The sequence below is a fragment of the Pseudomonas sp. GM60 genome, assembly GCF_000282415.1.
In the GTDB taxonomy this organism is placed as follows: Bacteria; Pseudomonadota; Gammaproteobacteria; order Pseudomonadales; family Pseudomonadaceae; genus Aquipseudomonas; species Aquipseudomonas migulae.
This window is the reverse complement of sequence record NZ_AKJI01000031.1, coordinates 19,834-40,334: the sequence shown is the minus strand read 5'-3', so window position 1 is coordinate 40,334 and position 20,501 is coordinate 19,834. Positions and strand designations below refer to the sequence as shown.

The 20,501-nt window shown below is 60.5% G+C and carries 20 protein-coding genes; 13 read left to right on the top strand and 7 right to left on the bottom strand.

Annotated elements, in window-relative coordinates; translation table 11 throughout:
- The first annotated feature begins 7 nt into the window (after nucleotides 1-7).
- The 3 genes from PMI32_RS21425 (at nucleotide 8) to rlmF (ending at nucleotide 4,754) form a co-directional block, all read left to right on the top strand.
- The gene (locus PMI32_RS21425; protein ID WP_008026675.1) at nucleotides 8-394 is read left to right on the top strand and encodes a hypothetical protein; all 387 of its coding nucleotides are present in this window, start codon (nucleotides 8-10) and stop codon (nucleotides 392-394) included.
- A gap of 228 nt (nucleotides 395-622) precedes the next feature.
- Nucleotides 623-3,469: a valine--tRNA ligase gene (locus tag PMI32_RS21430; RefSeq protein ID WP_008026674.1), complete on the top strand. Its 2,847-nt coding sequence runs from the start codon at nucleotides 623-625 to the stop codon at nucleotides 3,467-3,469.
- 259 nt (nucleotides 3,470-3,728) lie between these two features.
- The gene (rlmF, locus tag PMI32_RS21435; protein ID WP_008026672.1) at nucleotides 3,729-4,754 is read left to right on the top strand and encodes a 23S rRNA (adenine(1618)-N(6))-methyltransferase RlmF; all 1,026 of its coding nucleotides are present in this window, start codon (nucleotides 3,729-3,731) and stop codon (nucleotides 4,752-4,754) included.
- 207 nt (nucleotides 4,755-4,961) lie between these two features.
- Here rlmF and PMI32_RS21440 read toward each other — a convergent pair whose 3' ends face one another.
- The gene (locus PMI32_RS21440) at nucleotides 4,962-5,243 is read right to left on the bottom strand and encodes an HU family DNA-binding protein (RefSeq protein WP_007905514.1); all 282 of its coding nucleotides are present in this window, start codon (nucleotides 5,241-5,243) and stop codon (nucleotides 4,962-4,964) included.
- A gap of 406 nt (nucleotides 5,244-5,649) precedes the next feature.
- Between PMI32_RS21440 and yejK the strand changes: the two genes are divergently transcribed.
- Nucleotides 5,650-6,654 (top strand): nucleoid-associated protein YejK, encoded by a 1,005-nt coding sequence (gene yejK, locus PMI32_RS21445; protein WP_008026670.1) that lies wholly within the window; start codon nucleotides 5,650-5,652, stop codon nucleotides 6,652-6,654.
- Nucleotides 6,654-7,004, top strand: a complete 351-nt coding sequence (locus PMI32_RS21450) for a glutaredoxin family protein (protein ID WP_008026668.1) — start codon at nucleotides 6,654-6,656, stop codon at nucleotides 7,002-7,004. The genes yejK and PMI32_RS21450 overlap by 1 nt, the downstream gene beginning before the upstream one ends.
- A 128-nt stretch (nucleotides 7,005-7,132) precedes the next feature.
- Here the strand turns inward: PMI32_RS21450 and PMI32_RS21455 are convergent, their stop codons facing one another.
- From PMI32_RS21455 to PMI32_RS21470, 4 genes are all read right to left on the bottom strand, one after another.
- A complete protein-coding gene (locus PMI32_RS21455; RefSeq protein ID WP_008026667.1) occupies nucleotides 7,133-8,074 on the bottom strand; it encodes a glutathione S-transferase family protein in 942 nt (313 codons plus the stop codon).
- 88 nt (nucleotides 8,075-8,162) lie between these two features.
- Nucleotides 8,163-8,483 carry a GIY-YIG nuclease family protein gene (locus PMI32_RS21460; protein WP_008026664.1) on the bottom strand — a complete coding sequence of 107 codons (321 nt, stop codon included), beginning with the start codon at nucleotides 8,481-8,483 and terminating at the stop codon, nucleotides 8,163-8,165.
- Between the two features lie 40 nt (nucleotides 8,484-8,523).
- On the bottom strand, nucleotides 8,524-8,994 hold the full coding sequence (locus tag PMI32_RS21465; RefSeq protein ID WP_008026662.1) for a nuclear transport factor 2 family protein: 471 nt from the start codon (nucleotides 8,992-8,994) through the stop codon (nucleotides 8,524-8,526).
- A 114-nt stretch (nucleotides 8,995-9,108) separates the two neighbouring features.
- The gene (locus tag PMI32_RS21470) at nucleotides 9,109-9,741 is read right to left on the bottom strand and encodes a response regulator (RefSeq protein WP_008026660.1); all 633 of its coding nucleotides are present in this window, start codon (nucleotides 9,739-9,741) and stop codon (nucleotides 9,109-9,111) included.
- A 354-nt stretch (nucleotides 9,742-10,095) separates the two neighbouring features.
- Here PMI32_RS21470 and PMI32_RS21475 point away from each other — a divergent pair, with 354 nt between their 5' ends.
- From PMI32_RS21475 to PMI32_RS21510, 8 genes are all read left to right on the top strand, one after another.
- The gene (locus PMI32_RS21475) at nucleotides 10,096-10,725 is read left to right on the top strand and encodes a DUF1120 domain-containing protein (RefSeq protein ID WP_008026657.1); all 630 of its coding nucleotides are present in this window, start codon (nucleotides 10,096-10,098) and stop codon (nucleotides 10,723-10,725) included.
- 66 nt (nucleotides 10,726-10,791) lie between these two features.
- Nucleotides 10,792-11,412, top strand: a complete 621-nt coding sequence (locus tag PMI32_RS21480; RefSeq protein WP_008026655.1) for a DUF1120 domain-containing protein — start codon at nucleotides 10,792-10,794, stop codon at nucleotides 11,410-11,412.
- A 50-nt stretch (nucleotides 11,413-11,462) separates the two neighbouring features.
- Nucleotides 11,463-12,179 (top strand): fimbria/pilus chaperone family protein, encoded by a 717-nt coding sequence (locus PMI32_RS21485; protein ID WP_008026652.1) that lies wholly within the window; start codon nucleotides 11,463-11,465, stop codon nucleotides 12,177-12,179.
- Nucleotides 12,180-12,296: 117 nt separating this feature from the next.
- Nucleotides 12,297-14,753, top strand: a complete 2,457-nt coding sequence (locus PMI32_RS21490; protein ID WP_008026648.1) for a fimbria/pilus outer membrane usher protein — start codon at nucleotides 12,297-12,299, stop codon at nucleotides 14,751-14,753.
- 10 nt (nucleotides 14,754-14,763) lie between these two features.
- Nucleotides 14,764-15,906: a DUF1120 domain-containing protein gene (locus PMI32_RS21495; RefSeq protein ID WP_008026647.1), complete on the top strand. Its 1,143-nt coding sequence runs from the start codon at nucleotides 14,764-14,766 to the stop codon at nucleotides 15,904-15,906.
- 83 nt (nucleotides 15,907-15,989) lie between these two features.
- Entirely contained in the window at nucleotides 15,990-16,598 is a 609-nt protein-coding gene (locus PMI32_RS21500) for a DUF1120 domain-containing protein (RefSeq protein WP_008026644.1), read from the top strand.
- 74 nt (nucleotides 16,599-16,672) lie between these two features.
- Nucleotides 16,673-17,299: a DUF1120 domain-containing protein gene (locus PMI32_RS21505; protein ID WP_008026641.1), complete on the top strand. Its 627-nt coding sequence runs from the start codon at nucleotides 16,673-16,675 to the stop codon at nucleotides 17,297-17,299.
- 73 nt (nucleotides 17,300-17,372) lie between these two features.
- Nucleotides 17,373-18,023, top strand: a complete 651-nt coding sequence (locus tag PMI32_RS21510) for a DUF1120 domain-containing protein (protein ID WP_008026639.1) — start codon at nucleotides 17,373-17,375, stop codon at nucleotides 18,021-18,023.
- Here PMI32_RS21510 and PMI32_RS21515 read toward each other — a convergent pair whose 3' ends face one another.
- On the bottom strand, nucleotides 18,024-19,331 hold the full coding sequence (locus tag PMI32_RS21515) for a CynX/NimT family MFS transporter (RefSeq protein ID WP_008026637.1): 1,308 nt from the start codon (nucleotides 19,329-19,331) through the stop codon (nucleotides 18,024-18,026).
- Nucleotides 19,321-19,980: a FadR/GntR family transcriptional regulator gene (locus PMI32_RS21520; protein ID WP_008026635.1), complete on the bottom strand. Its 660-nt coding sequence runs from the start codon at nucleotides 19,978-19,980 to the stop codon at nucleotides 19,321-19,323. Before PMI32_RS21520 ends, PMI32_RS21515 begins: the two co-directional genes overlap by 11 nt.
- Between the last annotated feature and the right edge of the window lie 521 nt (nucleotides 19,981-20,501).

Sequence of the window (20,501 nt, the reverse complement as noted above, 5' to 3'; positions counted from 1 at the left end):
CATTCCGATGGACACTCCAAAACCGCTGCAAAAGTCCGCGCACCTGCTGGACGACCTTGAGTCGATCCGCCAATTGCTCGGCGATGACAACCTGCAACCACCGCTGCTGACCGACACGGTCGACGATGGAGAGCAGGAACAGATTCCGATGTTGTTCGACACGGTCAGCGCCAGTCAGCCCACCGTCGCACCGACGCCAGTCGCCGCTGCCGCACAACCGGCACCCGCGGCCAAAGGTCCAGACGACCTGCTGCACCTGGACAGCGAACTGCGCGCCGCCGCGCAACTGATCATGCAAGACGTGATCGACGACTTCGCCCCGCACATCGAAACCGAAATCAAACGCCGCCTCAGCGCGCGCCTTGAGCGGTTGCTAAGCCAGTACAACGACTGAACCCAACACAACCCCCCAGTAGGAGCGAGGCTTGCCCGCGAAGGCGATATGTCAGATACATCAATACTGACTGACACACCGCCTTCGCGGGCAAGCCTCGCTCCTACAGGGGGGGGGTATGTGCGTTTTTTGATACTGCGCCCTGTCCGCCCCCGCTCGCCCTGCGCCCCATGCCCCGCTATACTCGTCGGCTTTTCCTGAATTAATGCCAATAGGGTCCCGCCGCGCATGGATAAGACCTACCAGCCGCACGCCATTGAAACTTCCTGGTACAACACCTGGGAGTCTGAGAATTACTTCGCCCCGCAAGGCGCGGGCGAGTCCTACACCATCATGATCCCGCCGCCGAACGTCACCGGCAGCCTGCATATGGGTCACGGCTTCAACAACGCGATCATGGACGCCCTGATCCGTTTCCGCCGCATGCAGGGTCGCAACACCCTGTGGCAGCCGGGCACCGACCACGCTGGTATCGCCACGCAAATGCTGGTGGAACGCCAACTCGAAGCCCAAGGCCAGAATCGCCACGACCTGGGCCGTGAAAAATTCCTCGAGAAAGTCTGGGAATGGAAGGATCAGTCCGGCGGCAACATCAGCCGTCAGATCCGCCGTCTCGGCTCGTCCGTGGACTGGGGCCGCGAGCGCTTCACCATGGACGACGGGCTCTCGGAAGCGGTGAAAGAAGCGTTCGTGCGCCTGCACGAAGACGGCCTGATCTATCGCGGCAAGCGTCTGGTCAACTGGGACACCAAGTTGCACACGGCGATTTCCGACCTCGAAGTGGAAAACCACGACGAGAAAGGTTTCCTGTGGAACCTGAAATACCCGCTGGCCGACGGCGCCAAGACCGCTGAAGGCAATGATTACCTGATCGTCGCGACCACTCGCCCGGAAACCATGCTCGGCGACGCCGCCGTCGCGGTTAACCCGAACGATGAACGCTACAAAGCCCTGATCGGCAAATTTGTCGAGCTGCCGCTGGTCGGCCGCCGCATCCCGATCATCGCCGACGATTACTGCGACCCTGAATTCGGCACCGGTTGCGTGAAAATCACCCCGGCCCACGATTTCAACGACTACGAAGTCGGCAAGCGCCACAACCTGCCGCTGCTGAACATCTTCGACAAGAACGCTGCCGTACTGCCGGCCTGCCAGGTGTTCAACCTCGACGGCACGCTGAACGAAAGCATCGACGGCAAGATCCCGGCTGAATACGTCGGCCTCGACCGCTTCGAAGCGCGCAAACAAATCGTTGCTGCGTTTGACTCTGCCGACCTGCTGGTCAGCGTCAACGATCACGCACTGAAAGTGCCGAAAGGCGACCGCTCCGGCACCATCATTGAGCCGTGGCTGACCGACCAGTGGTACGTATCCACCAAGCCTTTGGCTGAACCGGCGATTGCCGCTGTTGAAGACGGCCGTATCCAGTTCGTGCCTAAACAGTACGAAAACATGTACTTCTCGTGGATGCGCGACATCCAGGATTGGTGCATCAGCCGTCAACTGTGGTGGGGCCACCGGATTCCGGCCTGGTACGACGAGTCGGGCAAAGTCTACGTCGGTCGCGACGAAGCCGAAGTGCGTGCCAAGCACAACCTCGGTCCGGACGTTGCGCTGCAACAGGACAACGACGTTCTCGACACCTGGTTCAGTTCGGGCCTGTGGACATTCTCGACGCTCGGCTGGCCTGAGCAGACCGAATTCCTGAAGAAATTCCACTCCACCGACGTGTTGGTGACCGGTTTCGACATCATTTTCTTCTGGGTTGCCCGGATGATCATGCTCACCATGCACCTGGTGAAAAACGAAGACGGCACGCCGCAGGTTCCGTTCAAGACCGTTTACGTTCACGGTCTGGTGCGAGACGGCCAGGGCCAGAAAATGTCCAAGTCCAAGGGCAACGTCCTGGACCCGCTGGACATCATCGACGGTATCGAGCTGGAAGACCTGGTGCAGAAACGCACCTCCGGCATGATGCAGCCGAAACTGGCGAAGAAGATCGAGAAGCAGACTCGCGACGAATTCGCCGACGGCATCGCCAGCTACGGCACCGACGCCCTGCGCTTCACCTTCTGCTCGCTGGCGTCCACCGGTCGCGACATCAAGTTCGACATGGGCCGCGTCGAAGGCTATCGCAACTTCTGCAACAAGATCTGGAACGCCGCGCGCTACGTGCTGGACAAGGGCGAAGACTGCGGCCAGAACGGCGAAGCCTACGAACTGTCGCTGGCGGATCGCTGGATCATCTCGCAGCTGCAACGCACCGAAGCCGAAGTGACCCGTCAACTCGACCAGTTCCGCTTCGACCTGGCGGCACAAGCCTTGTACGAGTTCATCTGGAACCAGTATTGCGACTGGTACCTGGAACTGTCCAAGCCTGTGCTGTGGGACGAAAACGCACCGGTCGAGCGTCAGCGCGGCACCCGTCGCACGCTGGTGCGCGTACTGGAAGTCGCGTTGCGCCTGGCGCACCCGTTCATGCCGTTCATCACCGAAGAAATCTGGCAGCGCATCGCGCCGCTGGCCGGTATCGAAGGCAAGACGATCATGCTGCAACCTTGGCCAGTGGCCAATGAAGAGCGCATCGATCCGGCGGCCGAGAACGACATCGAGTGGCTCAAGGAACTGATGCTCGGCACGCGCAACATCCGTGGCGAGATGAACATCGGCCCGGGCAAGCCGCTGAACATTTTCCTGAAAAACGTCAGCGCCGAAGACCAGCGTCGTCTCACCGAGAACGAAGCCCTGTTGAAAAAACTGGCGCGTCTCGAATCGATCACCGTGTTGGCTGCCGGCGAAGAAGCACCGCTGTCCGCCACCGCGCTGGTGGGTGAGATGGAAGTGTTGGTGCCAATGGCCGGCCTGATCGACAAGGACGCCGAACTGGCGCGTCTGGACAAGGAAATCCTGCGTCTGCAGGGCGAAGTCCAGCGCGTGGGCGGCAAGCTGTCCAACGCCGGTTTCGTCGACAAGGCTCCGGCCGAAGTCATCGAGAAGGAACGCGCCAAACTGGCTGAAGCCGAACAGGCTTTGGGCAAGCTGGCCGAGCAGCATGCGCGGATTGCCAGCCTGTAACGGCAGATCGCAATGAAAAAGGGAGGCCCAAGTGGCCTCCCTTTTTTTGTCAGCCACATTCTCCCAAACACCAAAAATCCCCCTGTAGGAGCGAGCCTGCTCGCGATGGTGTGTCAGTCGACATAACTGTGGCTGACACACCATCGCGAGCAGGCTCGCTCCTACAAGGGATTGGCGGGGTTTTTTGCAATTGGGTTCACAAGGCCGGGATGTGGGACAATACCCGCCACTTTCAGCCATACCCGAATCGACAACGCCCATGACCGCCCCCCGCACACCCCGCCCTGCGCGCAAGAAGCCTGACCCCGCCACCCCGGCCAAAGCCGTGGAACCGCGCGAAAAGGCCAGCCTGCACCCGCGCAACCGCCATCAGGGTCGTTACGACTTCCCGGCGCTGATCAAAACCACGCCGGAACTGGCGAAGTTCGTGATCATCAACCCGTACGGCAAGGAAAGCATCGACTTCGCCAGCCCGGACGCGGTGCGGGTGTTCAACCGGGCGCTGCTGAAATCGTTCTATGGCATCGCCCATTGGGACATTCCGGCCGATTACCTCTGCCCGCCGGTGCCGGGCCGTGCTGATTACGTGCACTTCCTGGCCGACCTGCTGGCCAGCGTCAATGACGGCGAAATCCCGCGAGGCGCGCCGGTCAAGGTGCTCGACATCGGCATGGGCGCCAACTGCGTCTACCCGCTGATCGGCTACAGCGACTACCGCTGGCACTTCCTCGGTTCGGAAATCGACCCGACGGCCGTGGCCGCCGCCAAAGCCATCGTCCAGTCCAATGGTCTGAACAAGGCCATCCAGTTGCGCCAGCAGGCTAATCCCAAGCACATTCTGCTGGGCTTGCTCGAACCCGGCGAACGCTTCGACCTGACCATGTGCAACCCGCCGTTCCACGCTTCGATGGACGAAGCGACCAAAGGCAGTGAGCGCAAATGGCGCGCCTTGGGCCGCGCCGACCCGAAACGCAAACTGCCGGTGCTGAACTTCGGCGGTCAGTCGGCCGAATTGTGGTGCGAAGGTGGCGAAGCCCGTTTTGTGACACAGCTGATTGCCGAGAGCGCGCACTTTCAGCACAAAGTGCTGTGGTTCAGCACCCTGGTCTCGAAAGCCTCGAACCTGCCAGCGATTGAGACGGCGCTGAAAAAGGCCGGGGTTCTGGAAAGCCAGGTCGTGGAAATGTCCCAGGGCCAGAAGCAAAGCCGCTTCGTTGCGTGGACCTTCCAGACCAAATCCGAGCAGCAGGTCTGGCGGCGCGAGCGTTGGGTTAAAAAAAGCTGAGTACCTGACCGCCATAGATCAACTGTAGGAGTGAGCCTGCTCGCGATTGCGGTATGTCAGTCACAAAAAAATTGACTGATACACCGCAATCGCGAGCAGGCTCACTCCTACAATGGGTTTTGCGGTGTTTGCGAGCCCAGCACCAAATCGCAGGCACAAAAAAACCGTGCCCGGATCACTCCGGAGCACGGTTTTTTTTACTGCGTCTTACTTGTTAACAGCGTCGGTCAGGCCTTTGGCCACAACCAGCTTGATAACTTTCTTGGCAGCGATTTCGATGGCAGCGCCAGTCGAAGGGTTACGGCCGGTACGGGCAGGACGCTCAGTCACTTTCAGCTTGCCGATACCTGGCAGAGTGATTTCGCCGCCGTTTTCCAGCTGATCGGCAACGATTTGGCCCAGTTGGTCCAGAGCGTTACGCGCGGTGGTTTTTGGCGCGTCGATAGCTTCAGCGATGTCGGCGATCAGTTGGTCTTTAGTAAGAGCCATGTAGTGTTCCTTCCCTATCAAATTCATATGGATTGCAGAGTGCAGTGTCAGCCATCGAGCCCGATCTTCTGGATCTGGCACCCTCGGCCAATAACCACGGGATCGGGGTTATAGATACCGAAATCAGGGTTTGGTTCGACCTGACAAATGCTGAATGCACGCTTAACGCAGTGACTTCGCGTAAGACCGGGCAAAACTAGCACAGAGACGGGGAAATATCCGCTTCTTGCTACCCATTTGGTCAGCTTTATTGCTCTAAAACAGGAAAAAACTGCATAAGGGCCGTCGGTCGGCTACGAATTGCCCTTCGCACCGCGCCAAAACCAGTGGTTGCGGTACACTTGGCACTTTTTCGGGAGCCTGCCCTGCTCTCTCCAACAAGCCGTATCAAACAGCCGAGAAGCCCATGCCGATCCGTCATTGCATCGTCCACCTGATCGACAAAAAACCCGACGGCACGCCCGCAGTTCTCCACGCTCGCGACTCTGAACTGGCCGAGTCGAGCGCCATCGAGAACATGCTTGCCGACCTCAACGAGAGCTACAACGCCAAACAAGGCAAGGCCTGGGGTTTCTTCCATGCCGAATCCGGGGCGCACCCGTTCAGCGGCTGGCTGAAGGAATACCTCGACGGCGGCAAGGACTTCACGGCGTTCAGCCGCGTGGCGGTGGAACACCTGCAGAAGCTGATGGAAGAGTCGAACCTCTCGGTGGGCGGCCACGTGCTGTTTGCGCATTACCAGCAGGGCATGACCGATTACCTGGCGATCGCGCTGTTGCACCACAGTGAAGGCGTTGCCGTGACCGATCAGCTGGACGTGACCCCGTCCCGCCACCTCGATCTGGGCCAGTTGCACCTGGCGGCGCGAATCAACGTCTCCGAGTGGCAGAACAACAAACAGTCCAAGCAGTACATTTCGTTCATCAAAGGCAAGAACGGCAAAAAGGTTTCGGAGTATTTCCGCGACTTCATCGGCTGCCAGGAAGGCGTCGACGGCCCGGGCGAAACACGCACGCTGCTCAAGGCGTTCAGCGACTTCGTGGAAAGCGAAGATTTGCCGGAAGAGTCCGCCCGCGAAAAAACCAAGACCCTGGTGGATTACGCCAGCAGCCAGGCAAAAATGGGCGAACCCATGGGCCTGGAAGAACTCTCGGAACTGATCGACGAAGAGCGTCCGAAAGCTTTCTACGATCACATTCGCAACAAGGACTACGGGCTTTCGCCAGAGATCCCGGCGGATAAACGCACCCTGAACCAATTCCGCCGCTTCACCGGTCGCGCCGAGGGTCTGTCTATCAGCTTCGAAGCGCACCTGCTGGGCTCGAAGATCGAGTACGACGAAGAAGCCGGCACGCTGATCATCAAAGGCCTGCCGACTCAGCTGACTGACCAGCTCAAGCGACGCAACTGATGCTTGGCAGCGTGCTGAAGAAATTCCTGCTGATCCTGCTGGTGGTCGTGGTTTATCAGAACTGGGGCAAGATCGAGCGAGTGTTCAACCCCTCGCAGATGGTGTCGGAACAGACTCAGGCCAAGGCTAACGTCGTGCTCTACGCCACTGAGTGGTGCGGTTACTGCAAACTGACCCGGCGCTTTCTTGATCAGAAAGGCATTCCGTACAAGGAATTCGACATCGAGAAAGACGCCGTGGCGCGCAAGGCTTATGAAGCGTTGGGTGGCGGCGGGATTCCGATCATCGACGTCAACGGAACGCTGATTCGCGGGTATGACCCGGATACCATCCTCGCAGCCCTGAAGTAACTCCTGAACACGACACAATCCCTTGTAGGAGCCGGCTTGCTGGCGATAGCGGTGGGTCAGTCGATGAATATGTTGACTGATACACCGCTATCGCCAGCAAGCCGGCTCCTACAGGTCGGTGTACGTCGTTAGCTGTTAGTGCGCTCGATACGAAACCCAAACCGCGGAAAGTGCACATTCACCAATCCGCCACGCTCATCCTCACGACGCACGATCAATTCCTCACGCCCGGCAAACAGCAACTCCCCGGCCACCGGATCAACACCGTAGTCGGTCGCCGTGATAGCCACCTGCTGACCCGCCTCAAACCCGTTTGGCTCTTCGAACTGCTCATCCGGCAACGCGGCAGGCGTAGCATTACGCGCCACCGCCAGCGCCTCCTCGGATGTCATCTCGCTGAACGCACCATGCCCGAAACCCAAGACCCGTGCATGCCACGCGGCAACCGCCGGGTACGCATCAACCAGCGGCGCAGTCACCGGTGTCGCTTTCAGGAACCACAGCGAATGAGCCAGGGCGAAGTCGGCAATCGACGGTTCACCAAACAGAAAGTCGCCCTGCTCGCGCTGCAGCTGTTGCTCCAGGCGTGACATGATCGTCGGCCATTGATGCCGCGCCTGTTCGGCCGACAACTTTGTCGCACTGCCACCGCTGAAAAAACTGGCGCGATCGGCGAGGAACGCCTTGATTGCTTCCGGCGGCAAATGGCCAAAACGCACCGCGACCGACGCAGGCTGAAACACCAGGCTTACGGCATGCTGGAACACCACCGAATCCGCCCAGGCAGCGAACGTCGCGGCGATCATTTCCTGGCCTTCCGGGAAGAACGCAGGCAAGGCTTTTTCCTGCTCCAGTCGACGGGCGATCAGCGACGTGTCGCAATAAATATCCGCACCAATCTGCAACACCGGCGTCTTGCGATAGCCACCGGTCAAAGCCGTCAGATCGGGTTTTGGCATCACCGGCGAGATCTTCACCGAGCGCCAGGACAGACCCTTGAAGCCCAGCAGCAGGCGGGCCTTTTCGGCGAAGGGGGACGTCGGGTAATGATGAAGAATCAACTCGGACATGCTCGGTTCCGCCGCACGGATCAGGAATCTGCAGCTTAGCGCGCAATCCACGAGCAGCCTACAGATCTGCCTGATGGGAACTGATCAATCAGATTGATAAGCCCGCAGCAAAGGTCGCCACCAGACATTCCTTGGCGCTTTTCTTGAGTTTTTTGATCAGCCGTTCCTGGCGCAGCGCTTCGCTTTTGTCGCGGCAGACTTCGGTGTAGACCAAGGCCACCGCCGGGCTGGAAAGGAAGAACCGCGCGCCTTTGCCGCTCTGGTGAGTGGCGAAGCGGCGGACGGGATCGTCGCTGATCCCGCAGTAGAGCGAACCGTTGGCCGCACGAACGAGGTAGACGAACCAGGGTTTGCTGGCGGGCAGCGTCGGTTCGGCGGCAATGGCGGCGGGTTCGCTCGGCGTGTTCACGTGACGGTCAGGGCTTGAAAGAAAACAAGCCGCGATCTTATCAGCGACTGGCCTGAAAAGCCTTCAGCCCCTTCAAGGCCTGAGCGCGAACGGCGTTTCTCACCAGCGGCGTCCAGCCCAGCAGCAACCCCTTGAACCCCAGCGCCTGACGCGACCAGGTCCACAGATCAAAACGGTCGTGATGCTCGCAGATCTTGCCGTCGCGAAACACAAAACGCGCCTGAATGTCGTTGACCACGGTATTGCCGGTCTGGCTAAACAGGTACGTCGCCACCCAATGCGCGCCGCCGCTGCGATCATCGCTGCGCACGTTGTCGAAAGTCAGGGAAAAATCCTTGGCACGGGTGGTGAGCATGCGCCACATGTCGCCCGCGTCGCGCCCGCGCAATTCGCCAAATGCCGGATCACTGAACACCACGTCGTCGGTGTAGCAGGCGCTCATGGCCTCGGCATCCAGGCGCTGGAAGGCCTCATAGAATCGGGTGATCAAGGCGTTGTGGGCATCACTCATGGGCAAGCTCCCTGGTTTGAAAATGGGTTTCGTAGAATTGCCTGCACGATAGTCAACTAATGAACGGAACACTACCGGCATTCGTGGCGGGAATACCCCCAGGTGTGCCGAAGCCTAATGCACCATGCCACTCTCACGGGCATACGCAAACAGGTCCACATCCGTGGAAATGCCCAGTCGCTGCATGGCCATGTTTTTCTGTTTGCTGATGGTCGAAACGCTGCGTTTGAAGTAGCCGGCGATTTCACTGACGGTCATTCCGCTGGCGAGCATTCTCACAACCTCGTGCTCTTTTGCCGACAGTGCAGCGCAACTCGACCGGGCCCTGGCGTCGGCCTGAAGCAGCGCTGTGCGCAACGACTCGCTGATGTACCGGCGCCCTTCAGACACGGATTTTATCGCCATCGGCAACTCCTTCGCCGACGCGCCTTTGGCGATGATTGCCACCACGCCTTGTGCGAACGCCGCCCTCAGGGTGGTGACGTTGGCAAACATCGTGACCAGAATGATCGGCATCGTCGGGTAGCCACGTCGCACCCGGTTCAGCATCTTCAGCCCGTCGGCCTGCATGTTGCCCGGCATGCAAAAGTCGGTGATCAACAGATCACAAGGCGTCGTGTACAGCAGGCTCAACAGGCTGTCAGGACCATCGGCCTCCCCCACCACCACACATGTCCGGTTCAGATCGACGAGCATCCGCAAGCCGATACGAACGACCGGATGGTCGTCAGCAATGATTACGCGCATTGTCGGATTTATCCTGTTTGGTGGCTGGAATGCGCGAAAAATAGCGCCGTACTGTTCCCACCACAACGCCCGTTCCCGACCGTAAAACCACTTCGCCCAATGTAATCGGGGGGGTGTTCTTTCTCCTATAAAACAAAAAGAACCGCCCTACGTTTGCAAGCTACATCGGCCACACAGAAGGACTACAGACAACGTGATGCAGGAGGGCGATTTGTAGCCCGCAACACGCTTTCATACACCGGGCTGTTCGTTTTCGTATTAGTTGCATTCCGCCTGGCTACTTCGATCGTTAGATTGCGCCCTGTCCATAACAGGGCAACTCCCAACAATCTTTCATCAAGGAAGAGCCAACACATGAACAAGCGTTTATCCCTTCTGACTGCTGCTTTGCTGCTGACCGGCGCCTCGTCGGCGTTCGCGGCGTCCAGTACTGACCTGACCGTAACGGGCAGAATCACTCCGACGGCCTGCACACCGAGCCTGGCCAATGGCGGTGTCGTGGATTTCGGAAAAACGTCAGCCACGGATCTCCACCAAACCAATTGGACCTTTCTAGGCCGCCCCTCGTTGAAACTGAACGTCGATTGCGATGCCGCGCAAACGTATGCGTTGCACCTGAAAGACAATCGCGAGAACACCGCGTTTCGTTCGCACTTGTATGGCCTCGGCCTGATCAACACCAACCAGAAGCTCGGTGGGTTCGACCTTGGATTTAGCAGTGCGGTTTCGGAAAACGGCTCAATAGACGTGCTCATTTCCGCGGATCAGGGCACTACGTGGTCCCCATCTGTCGTCGCAGGACACGTTCCCGGAACATGGGCTGCATTTGGCGATCGCTCTACGGGGACCTTGTTACCGACCCCAATCAAGAATCTGACTGTGGATATGGAAGTGGGCGCAATCATCGCCCGGGCAGACAGCTTGACCCTCACCGACGAAGTGCGGCTCGACGGCGCTGCGACGCTCGAAGTCATTTACTTATAAACCACGCTCATCAACAGGCAACGCCCGGCCCTCGGCGTTGCCCGCTCACTCAAAGGACGACCCATCATGGAAAGATGCTCCCTCGCTCTATTGACGCCTCTGTTGATCGCCTGCGCCCCCATGGCCTTCGCCGCCAGCAGCGCCGACCTGAGCGTCACCGGCCTGATCACCCCCAGCGCCTGCACACCCAGCCTGTCCGGTGGCGGCATCGTCGACCACGGCAAATTGACAGTAAAAGACCTGAAACCGGACCAGCCCACAGCCCTGGAAAACGGCACGCTGTACCTGGAGGTGAACTGCGATGGCGCCACGCCATTTACCCTGACGACAATCGACAACCGCGAAGGCTCTTCCGCCATTCACCCCAATAGTCACGGGCTGGGCGTCATCAACGATGACCAGAACCTGGGCAGTGTCGCGTTCGGCCTGTTCGATGCGGTGGCCGATGGGGCGGCGGTGAGAACCATCATCTCCCTCAACGACGGTGCCACCTGGCGAGTGTCTTCCTACCTGGGGCACGCCGGCCAGACCGCGTTCGCGGCGTTGACCGACTTGAGCACACCGATCGCCATCAAGGATCTGCGTGCGCGGCTCACGACGTTTACCACCATCGTTCGCGCGAACGACCTGACGCTGACCGACGAAATCCCTATCGACGGGCATGTCACCGTGCAACTGAACTATTGATAGGCCGGTGTTCCCGGCTCCATTTTTTCGAATATTCAACGAGACACGTCATGACGATGCTTTTCAGAGTCACCCGTCATCTGTTCCATTCCAGCCTCGGCGCATTTGCCCTGCTGCTGAGCGCACAGGCTCAGGCCGACGGCATGGTGCCGAACACTTCCGTGGTCATCGTCAACGAGGCCGACGGCGAAGCGTCCGTGTCCGTGACCAACACCGATGCCAACCTGGCGTTGATGCACGTCACCCTCGAGGACATTGCCGAGGACAGCGAATCGCTGGTGTTCGTGACGCCGCCGCTGGCGCGCGTCGAAGCGGGCAAAACCCAATTGGTGCGCTTCATTCTGCAAACGGAAAAGCCCCTGCTCACCCAGCGTTTGAAAAGGGTGATCTTTGAAGGCATCCCCCAGGGCAAAGCCCCCGCCGAAGCCGGGCAGGCACGGGTCGGCGTGACGGTGCGCCAGAATCTGCCGGTGATCCTGCACCCCAAAGGCCTGGCGCCCAATCGCACGCCGTGGACCGACCTGCAATGGTCGCTGAAGGACGATCAACTGACCGTGCGCAACGACACGCCTTATGTGGTCCGCCTGGGCCAGGAAGTGCAATTGTTGCCGGCGGCGGGCAACGCGATGTTGCCGAAAACCTACGTGCTGCCCGGTGAGCACATCAGCATCAAGGTGCCCGAAGGCAGCGCCACGCAGGTGCGGTTTCAACCGGCAACGGTCTACGGTTTTGCGGTGCCGCATTACGAGGCGCCCATCCAGTCCTGAACCGCCCTGACGGCGTCATCAAAGAACGATGAGCGCCCATGTTTCAAGGCGACGGTCGTCTGGCCGTTGCCACAGGCGTGCCTGTAACCGCATGCCGCAATAACCCAAGTGAACCCGATGAACACAGTATCGATTTACCGTGATGGCGAAGCCGTGCCCGTTATTCGGGGCGCCGCTCGCCCTCATCCATGGCGGCGGCGAACCACAGTGGCGTTGCTGCTGAGCAACGCGCTGATGGTGCTCGACGCCCACGGTGAGGCGTCGTTCGACAAGGACACGTTGCTGCAGCGCGGCATCGATCCGGCGCTGGCGACGTTGCTGATGCAGGCGCCGCAGTTCACGGCCGGCCGGCACCCAGTCACGCTGACGGTCAACGGTCAGCGCCATGGCCGGGTCGACGTCACGTTCAATCGCGATGGGGCATTGTGCTTCGATCGCGCACTGCTCGATGCGGCGAACCTTACGGTGCCCGCGCTTACGCTGGACGAGGGTCAGTGCCACGATTTTCTTGGCTCCGCGCCGCAGGCCGTCATCGAACCGGACCCCGCGAACCTTGCCCTGTCGTTGATCGTGCCCACCGACGCGATACGCCCCACGGCCCGGGATTTTTCCGGTTATCAAACCGGCGGTATTGCCGGTTTGATCAACTACGACGTCACCGGTATGCACAGCCGTTCAGGGGACAGTTCGAGCCGCTACGCCTCGGCCAACACCGAACTCGGTTTCAATGCTGGTGACTGGATCGTGCGCAGCCGTCAGGTACAGACCTGGCAGGACGACATCTCCCACACCACGCACATTGCAGCCTATGCCCAGCGCACTTTCGCCAGCCAGGAAGCGGTGCTGCAGGCGGGTCAGATCAACCTCTACAACCCTGTGCTCGCCGGTGCGCAGATCACCGGCGTGCAAGTGCTGAACGAGCAAGCGCTGCAGGTCGAAGGGCAAAGCGCGGTCATTGAAGGGATCGCCAACAGTCAGGCGCAGATCGAGGTTCGCCAGAACGGTTCGCTGATCCATTCCACGGTGGTGCCCGCCGGCCCGTTCGCGCTCACCAACGTACGACGGCTCAACACGCGTTCCGACGTGGAAGTCACGATCAAGGAGACCGATGGCAGCGAGCGCAGTTTTACCGTGCAGGCCGCGATGCTGGGGGTCAGTTTGCCAGCGCCCGGTTACTCGCTGGGGGCCGGTCAGGTGCGCAGTGTCGGTGATGCGCAAGCGGGCGATCCCTGGGTGATCAGCGGCGGCTGGAGCGGCGCGCTCACCCCGCAAGTGTTGCTCAGCGCCGGCCTGACCGGCGCCGCCGACTATCGCGCGGCAGGCGCCAGCGTCGGCCTGCTGCCCTCGCCCGCCACCCAGGTGCAAGCCACGCTGACCGGCGCGCACGCCAGCGGCAAGCAAGCCAGCCAGGGACTTCAGGCTGACCTGAGCGTCTCGCACCGGTTGAACGAGCAGTGGGCGCTCAATGCCGGCAGCTCTTACCGAACCCTCGGCTACCGGGAACTGGAAGAAGCGGTGTTCGACAACACGTCCGACAACAGCAACTCCCGTTACCGCGATCAGCAGAGCGCAGCCCTGTCGTGGTCGCACCCATGGCTCGGCGCCTTCAGCAGCGGCTTCAGCCGCTCCAGTTCGTTCGACGGCCAAAGCAGCAGCCGCGCCCTCGCCTCCTGGGGCACCAGCATCGCTGGCGTGTCGGTCTCGGCGACTGCCGAATGGCAGGTCAGCGGCGCCAGCCGTAACGATGACAGCGTCTACCTGAACCTCAGCATTCCGCTGGGCGAGAACCGCCGGGCGCGCACTTGGGTGCGCAGTTCCGCCAGCGAATACCGCAGCGGCGTCGGCTTGAGTGAACGGGTCAACGATCAACTGGGTTACCGGGTCGGCGTCGAACACGACACCCGCGACAAACAGGTGCAATCCACGGCCGGCGTTTCACTGCTGCCGCGCTACGCCCAACTCGATCTCAACTACACCCGCGCCGACGATGAACGCTCCAGCTATCAGGCCAGCGCCCGTGGCGGCGCGGTGTTGCACGGCGGTGGTTTGACGCTGTCGCCGTACCCGGTGAGCGACACCTTTGCGCTGCTGTCCGTGGGCGACATGGGTTCGATCAAAGTGTCGACGCCCAGTGGTCCGGTGTGGACCGACTGGCAAGGTCAGGCGGTGATCCCGCAAGTGGCGGCGTACGGCCGCAGCCCGGTGGAAGTCGACACCAAAACCCTGCCGCGCAACGCCGACATTCACAACGGGCTGGCGGTGATTTCGGCCGGTCGCGGCGCCGTCGACAACGTTGAATTCGGCATCACGATGACCCGTCGAGCCTTGCTCAAGGCCACCACCGCCAATGGCACGCCCCTGCCACGCGGGGCCGCCGTGAACACCGAGGACGGTGAATTCGTGACCCTGGTGCAGGACGGCGGCCTGGTGTTTTTGCCCAACGTCCTCGACCGCCGCGCGCTGTGGATCAGCGTGCCGGGGCTGGAGCGTTGCGAACTGCGCTTCGAACTGCCCGCCGACGCGGACACCAACGCGTACTACGAAACCGCCCCCGCCAAGTGCCGAGCCCTCTGAGGATGACTTCATGAACCTGTCACGCTATTTGCTGCTGACCCTCGCGCCCCTGGCACTGAGCGGACACACGCCACTGGCCTCGGCGTCCACCGATGACTGTCAGTTCAGCCTGAGCCAGCCGGTGCTCGATTACGGGCTGATGAACCGGGCGATACGCCCCGATGCGGCAGCGGAACGACACCTCGGCGAGCGCCCGCTCAGCCTGACCGTGAGCTGTGCACAGCCCATCGACATGAGCCTGTTCTACCGGGCGATGGCCGCGACCGCCGAACGCTTTCACTTTGCCGAACGCGGCAGCTATCAGGTACGCATTCGCGACGCCGTGCTCGACGGCCAGTCGGTGGAGATCGGGTTGATTGCCGGGGCCGGTCAGCCACCGACCGAAACAGCATCGAACCTGATCTGGCGACCGGAACACGGGGTCGTGCCGATGCAGGCCGGCGTGCCGATGCAGGGGCGCATTTTCTCGGCGCAACTTGAGTTGACTGCCTGGGTTCAAGAACAAGGCATGCAGGTGCGTGACGCGGTGACCTGGGAAGCCTTCGGGGTATTCGACGCCATCGGCGCCGGACGCACCCGCGAGGCGACCTTGCGCGCCCGCTTCGCCCCGGCGGCCTGCGAGCCAGTGCTGTCCAACGGCGGCGTGGTCGACTTCGGCACCCTGTCGAAAAAAGACCTCAACGCGGACAAGGACACGCGCCTGCCGCCCAGGTCGTTGACGCTGATGGTCGGCTGCGACGCGCCGGCCTCCTTCGCACTGATCATGCATGACAACCGCTCAGGCTCGGCGACGCTCAACAGCGAGATTGACTACGGCCTGGGCAAGGACAGTCGCAGCAACAGGATTGGCCGCTATTCACTGAGCGTCGACCCGGCAAACGCCAATGCCGACGGCTTTGCCCGCCTCTATCGAATCGACTCCTCCACTGCGGGCTCTGCCTGGAGCACCGGCAGCGCCAACCCGATCCCCATCGGCCAGACCCGTTACCTGGCGTTCACCGACAACGCCGGCAGCAACGCCGGCCCGGTACTGATCCAGAACCTCAGCACCACGGTGACCGTGGACGCCGTCATCGCCCCCACCAACAGCCTGGATTTGAGCACCGCCATCGAGCTCGATGGCGCGGGGACGATCGAGATTATTTACCTGTAACACCCAACCCGATCCTGCTGGATCCAGGGCGCAGTTGAGCGCCTTGGGGCAGTCAGGGCAATAACCATAGAAGTGAGCAAGAAATGTTTAAAAAGTACTTTGCAGCACTCTCCGCCACCGCGTTGATTGGCGTTGCGCCTTATGCGCTGGCGGCTTCGAGCACTGATTTGACGGTGACTGGCCTCATCACCCCGAACGCATGCACCCCGACGCTTTCCGGGGGAGGGATCGTCGACATCGGCAAAATCTCGGCGAAAGATCTCAAAATGACTTCAAACACTTTGGTAAACACTCAGCCAATGCAGCTCACCGTAGCTTGTAACGCAGCGAATACGTTCGCGCTGAATGCTATTGATAACAGAGCTGTGACCTCGCTGGCCGATAACGCGTTCGGTCTGGGGGAAACCAACGCATCTGAAAAACTGGGCATGTTCCAGGCAGTTATCAAAAGCGCATTAGCAGACGGGAACACTGTGCAAGCAATCTACTCGGCAAACGGAGTGAGTTGGTTTCCCACGAACCATATAGGCCCCGGTGAGCTGACATCGGTCGGAGAGTACCGCCCCCTTAGCGTCAAAGACCTCACGATGGAGTTGGAAATCAAGACCTATATCGCCCGGGCGGACAGCCTGACTCTGACCGATGAAGTCACTGTCGACGGTTCAGCAACATTTGAAATGAAGTACCTGTAAGCCATGCACCTTGCCCGAGGTCATGCCTCGGGCAAGGACTGATTCCGCTCACCAGACACAGCGAAACCTGTCCCATGAAAAAAATTCCACACGCACTGACGATGGCGATCATCGTCCTGACTTCGCCGCTCACCTTCGCCGCCTCGTCGACGGACCTGACGGTCACTGGCCTCATCACCCCGAACGCTTGCACCCCGAGCCTGTCCAGCGACGGCATCGTCGATTATGGAAAGATTCCAGCCAAAGATTTGAAACAGAACACGTCCACCCCCCTCGAAGAAAAAACACTGATGCTGGGCGTGAAATGCGACGGCCCCACGCCATTTGCCCTGTTCGCCAAGGACAATCGAGCCGGCTCGGCTTCGCAGGCACCCAGCGTGTTTTTCGGCGTGGGCAAGATCAATGAAACCCAAAAACTGGGAGGTTATTTACTGACGATGATAAATGCCGTCGCCGATGGCGAAGCCGTACAGACAATTAAATCCGTGGATGGGAAGAACGACTGGCGGTCCCAAATTTTCATGTGGCCCGGACAATACATGTCGGTGGCGGCCATCGGTAATCCAGGCTCGCCGATACCTATTCAGGACCTGACCCTGGAACTGGGAATCGCTACTTCGATTGCGCGGGCCGACGGACTTGATCTGACCAACGAAGTGCTGATCGATGGTTCTGCAACGCTTGAGATGAACTACCTGTAAATCAGGGCGCCGCATTATCGGCAACGGTGATGCGGCACCGGTACACGGCAACCCAGGAAAAGGACCTTCATGAATGAACAACTATCTCGCAGCCTTCTCGGCAACTTTACTGATCAGCACCACCCCCACCGCTTTTGCTGCATCGGCGGTTGACCTGACCGTCAAAGGCACCCTCACCCCGCTCGCCTGCACACCGATACTGTCCAACAACGGCCTCGTCGACTACGGAAAAATCTCCCGGCAGGACCTCAGCGTCGACAAACGCACTCGACTGCGCGACCAGACGCTTGACCTCACTATTCAGTGCAATGCGCCCGCGCGATTTGCCTTGCTGATGCGCGACAACCGCGACGGCTCGGCAATCGTCAACAGTGAGATTTACTACGGCCTGAACCACGACCACAGCCACAATAAAATCGGCTTGTATTCACTGAACTTCGATCCGGCCAGCACCGTAGTGGACGACCTGACGCAGGTCTATCGAACCGATTCCACCACGGCCGGCAAGGCCTGGAGTTCGTCGAACAGCCAGGTCATTCCGATTGGCGCCCGAAGTTATCTCGGATTCACTGACATTGCCGGGAGCAGCGCCGGCCCGATTGCCATCCGCACGCTGACCAGCCGGGTGACGGTAGAAACGGTCATCGCACCCACCTCCGAGCTGGACCTCAGCGCGGAGGTGCTGCTCGACGGTTCGGCAACGCTGGACGTTGTTTACCTGTAGTCAGACCTTTTCGCTGACCACCTGCACGTACAACGAACGCCCGGCACCGAGGCCGGCAAGGATGGCGCCGAGGCCGATCACCGCGAAGATCCAGCCCACGGCATTCCAGCCGCCGGTCCAGTCATGCACGATGCCGACCGCGAACGGCCCCATCGACGCCAGGGTGTAACCGAAGCCCTGGGCCATGCTCGACAGGTTGGCCGCCACGTGCGAATCCCGCGAGCGCAAGACGATCAGCGTCAACGCCAGGCTGAACGTTCCGCCCTGCCCCAGGCCGAGCAGGATCGCCCAGCCCCACAGGCCTTCGATGGGTGCATAAAGGCAACCGAACAGGCCGCCGAGGGTCAGCGCCATGACAATGACGATCGCCAGGCGCTGATCCTTGCCGCGCGTCGCCAGCCAAGGTGCGGCCAGCGAACTGGCAAGTTGAACGATCACCGACCCCGACAGCACCAGCCCGGCCTGGGTTGGCGTCAGGCCACGACCGATCAGGATCGATGGCAACCAGCCGAACACGATGTACGCCAAGGACGATTGCAGGCCCATGTACAAGGTCACTTGCCAGGCCAACGGGTCACGCAACAGACCGCGTACCCGGTAAGCCACGTTGTGTGCGCCGTGTTTCTGACCGACTTGCGGCAACCAGAACATCGCCGCCACCAGTGCCGGAATCACCCAGAAGCCAAGCCCCAATGCCCAGCTTTTGTCGAAATGCTCGCTCAACGGCACGGTTGCGCCCGCCGCCATCGCCGCCCCCAGGCACAAGGCCATGGTGTAGACGCCGGTCATGGTCCCGGCGTGTTTGGCGAAGTCGCGTTTGACGATGCCTGGCAGCAGAACGCCGATCACGCCGATGCTCGCACCGGCCAGCACGCTGCCGCCAAACAGGCCGATGTCACCGAACGAACTGCGCAGAATGATCCCGCCGGCCAATGTCAGAAGGATGCCCAACACCACGCGTTCTGCGCCGAAACGTCGCGCCAGAATCGGTGCCAACGGCGCAAAAAGACCGAGGCACAGCACTGGCAACGTCGTCAGCAAACCGGCCTGCGCCGCCGACAAGCCCAGGCTTTTCGACACGTCGCTGAGCATCGGCGCCATGCTCGACAGCGCCGGACGCAAGTTCAGCGCGACCAGAATCAGCCCCAGCAACAACAGCCACGGGCGGCGCAGGATTGGCTGACTTTGCTGGACCTGTTCGTCATCGGCCTCGGCGTCGATCAGCAGCTCTTCGAGCTCCGCCGTGCGTTTGGCTTCGGTGATCGGGCTGTGGCTGCTGGACATGGCGTTCTCGGTTTCAAGGTTCATTGATCAACTGCCTCGACAAGGCTTTCGCGCGTTCCGGGTCGCGTTGCTCGACGGCATCGAGCAGTTCGATATGCAGGTCGAACACTTCCTGGCGGCGTGGCGTGATACTCAAGGTCTGGCGCAGTTGTGCGCCGACGACGCTGGAGAAATAGCGATACAACTCGCTGAGGGTGGGGTTGTGCGCGGCGTCTACCAGACGACGGTGAAACACCAGGTCGCAGGCGATGTAGCTGTCGAGATCGCCGTGGTAGTGATCGCCGCTGACATTGAGCGCTTCGCGCAAGGCCACGAGGTCTTCGTCAGTCCTGCGTAGCGCGGCAAGGCCGATGGCCTCGACTTCAAGGATGTGCCGGGTTTCCCTGGCCTGCTCAAGCGAGCAGCGCGACAACGCTTTCAGGGTGTCCAGCGGATCGATCACCGCCCGCAGATAGCTGCCGTCGCCCTGACGGATTTCGATCAAACCGGAAAACGCCAACACGCGCATGGCTTCGCGGACAGTGTTGCGGCTGATGCCCAATTCGGCAGACAGCTCAGGCTCGGTGGGCAGGCGCTGACCGACAGACCAGACGCCTTCGGTGATACGCAGACGCAACTGGTCCAGAGCCTGATCAACCAGGGAACGTTTAATGAGTGGAGACATGTCTGACATAGGATTCGCCCTTTCATCCAATCATAGGATGAATTTTTTGACATGTTAGTCAGCATCGCCCCACAGGGCAAACGGTTTACACAAACCTGTAGGAGCCGGCTTGCCGGCGATTACGGTCTGACATCCCACCTGGATGTCGCCTGATCCCCCGCTATCGCCGGCAAGCCGGCTCCTACAATTCCGCGCCCGGCTCGCCATCTCGCACACGACACAAACCCTGTAGGAGCCGGCTTGCTGGCGATTACGGTCTGACATCCAACATGGATATCGCCTGACCCACCGCCATCGCCGGCAAGCCGGCTCCTACAATTCCGCGTTCGGCTCGCCATTTCGCACACGACACACCCCCTGTAGGAGCCGGCTTGCCGGCGATTCGGTCCGACATCCAACATGGATATCGCCTGACCCACCGCCATCGCCGGCAAGCCGGCTCCTACAATTCCGCGCCCGGCTCGCCATTTCGCATACGACACAACCCCTGTAGGAGCCGGCTTGCTGGCGATTCGGTCTGACATCCAACA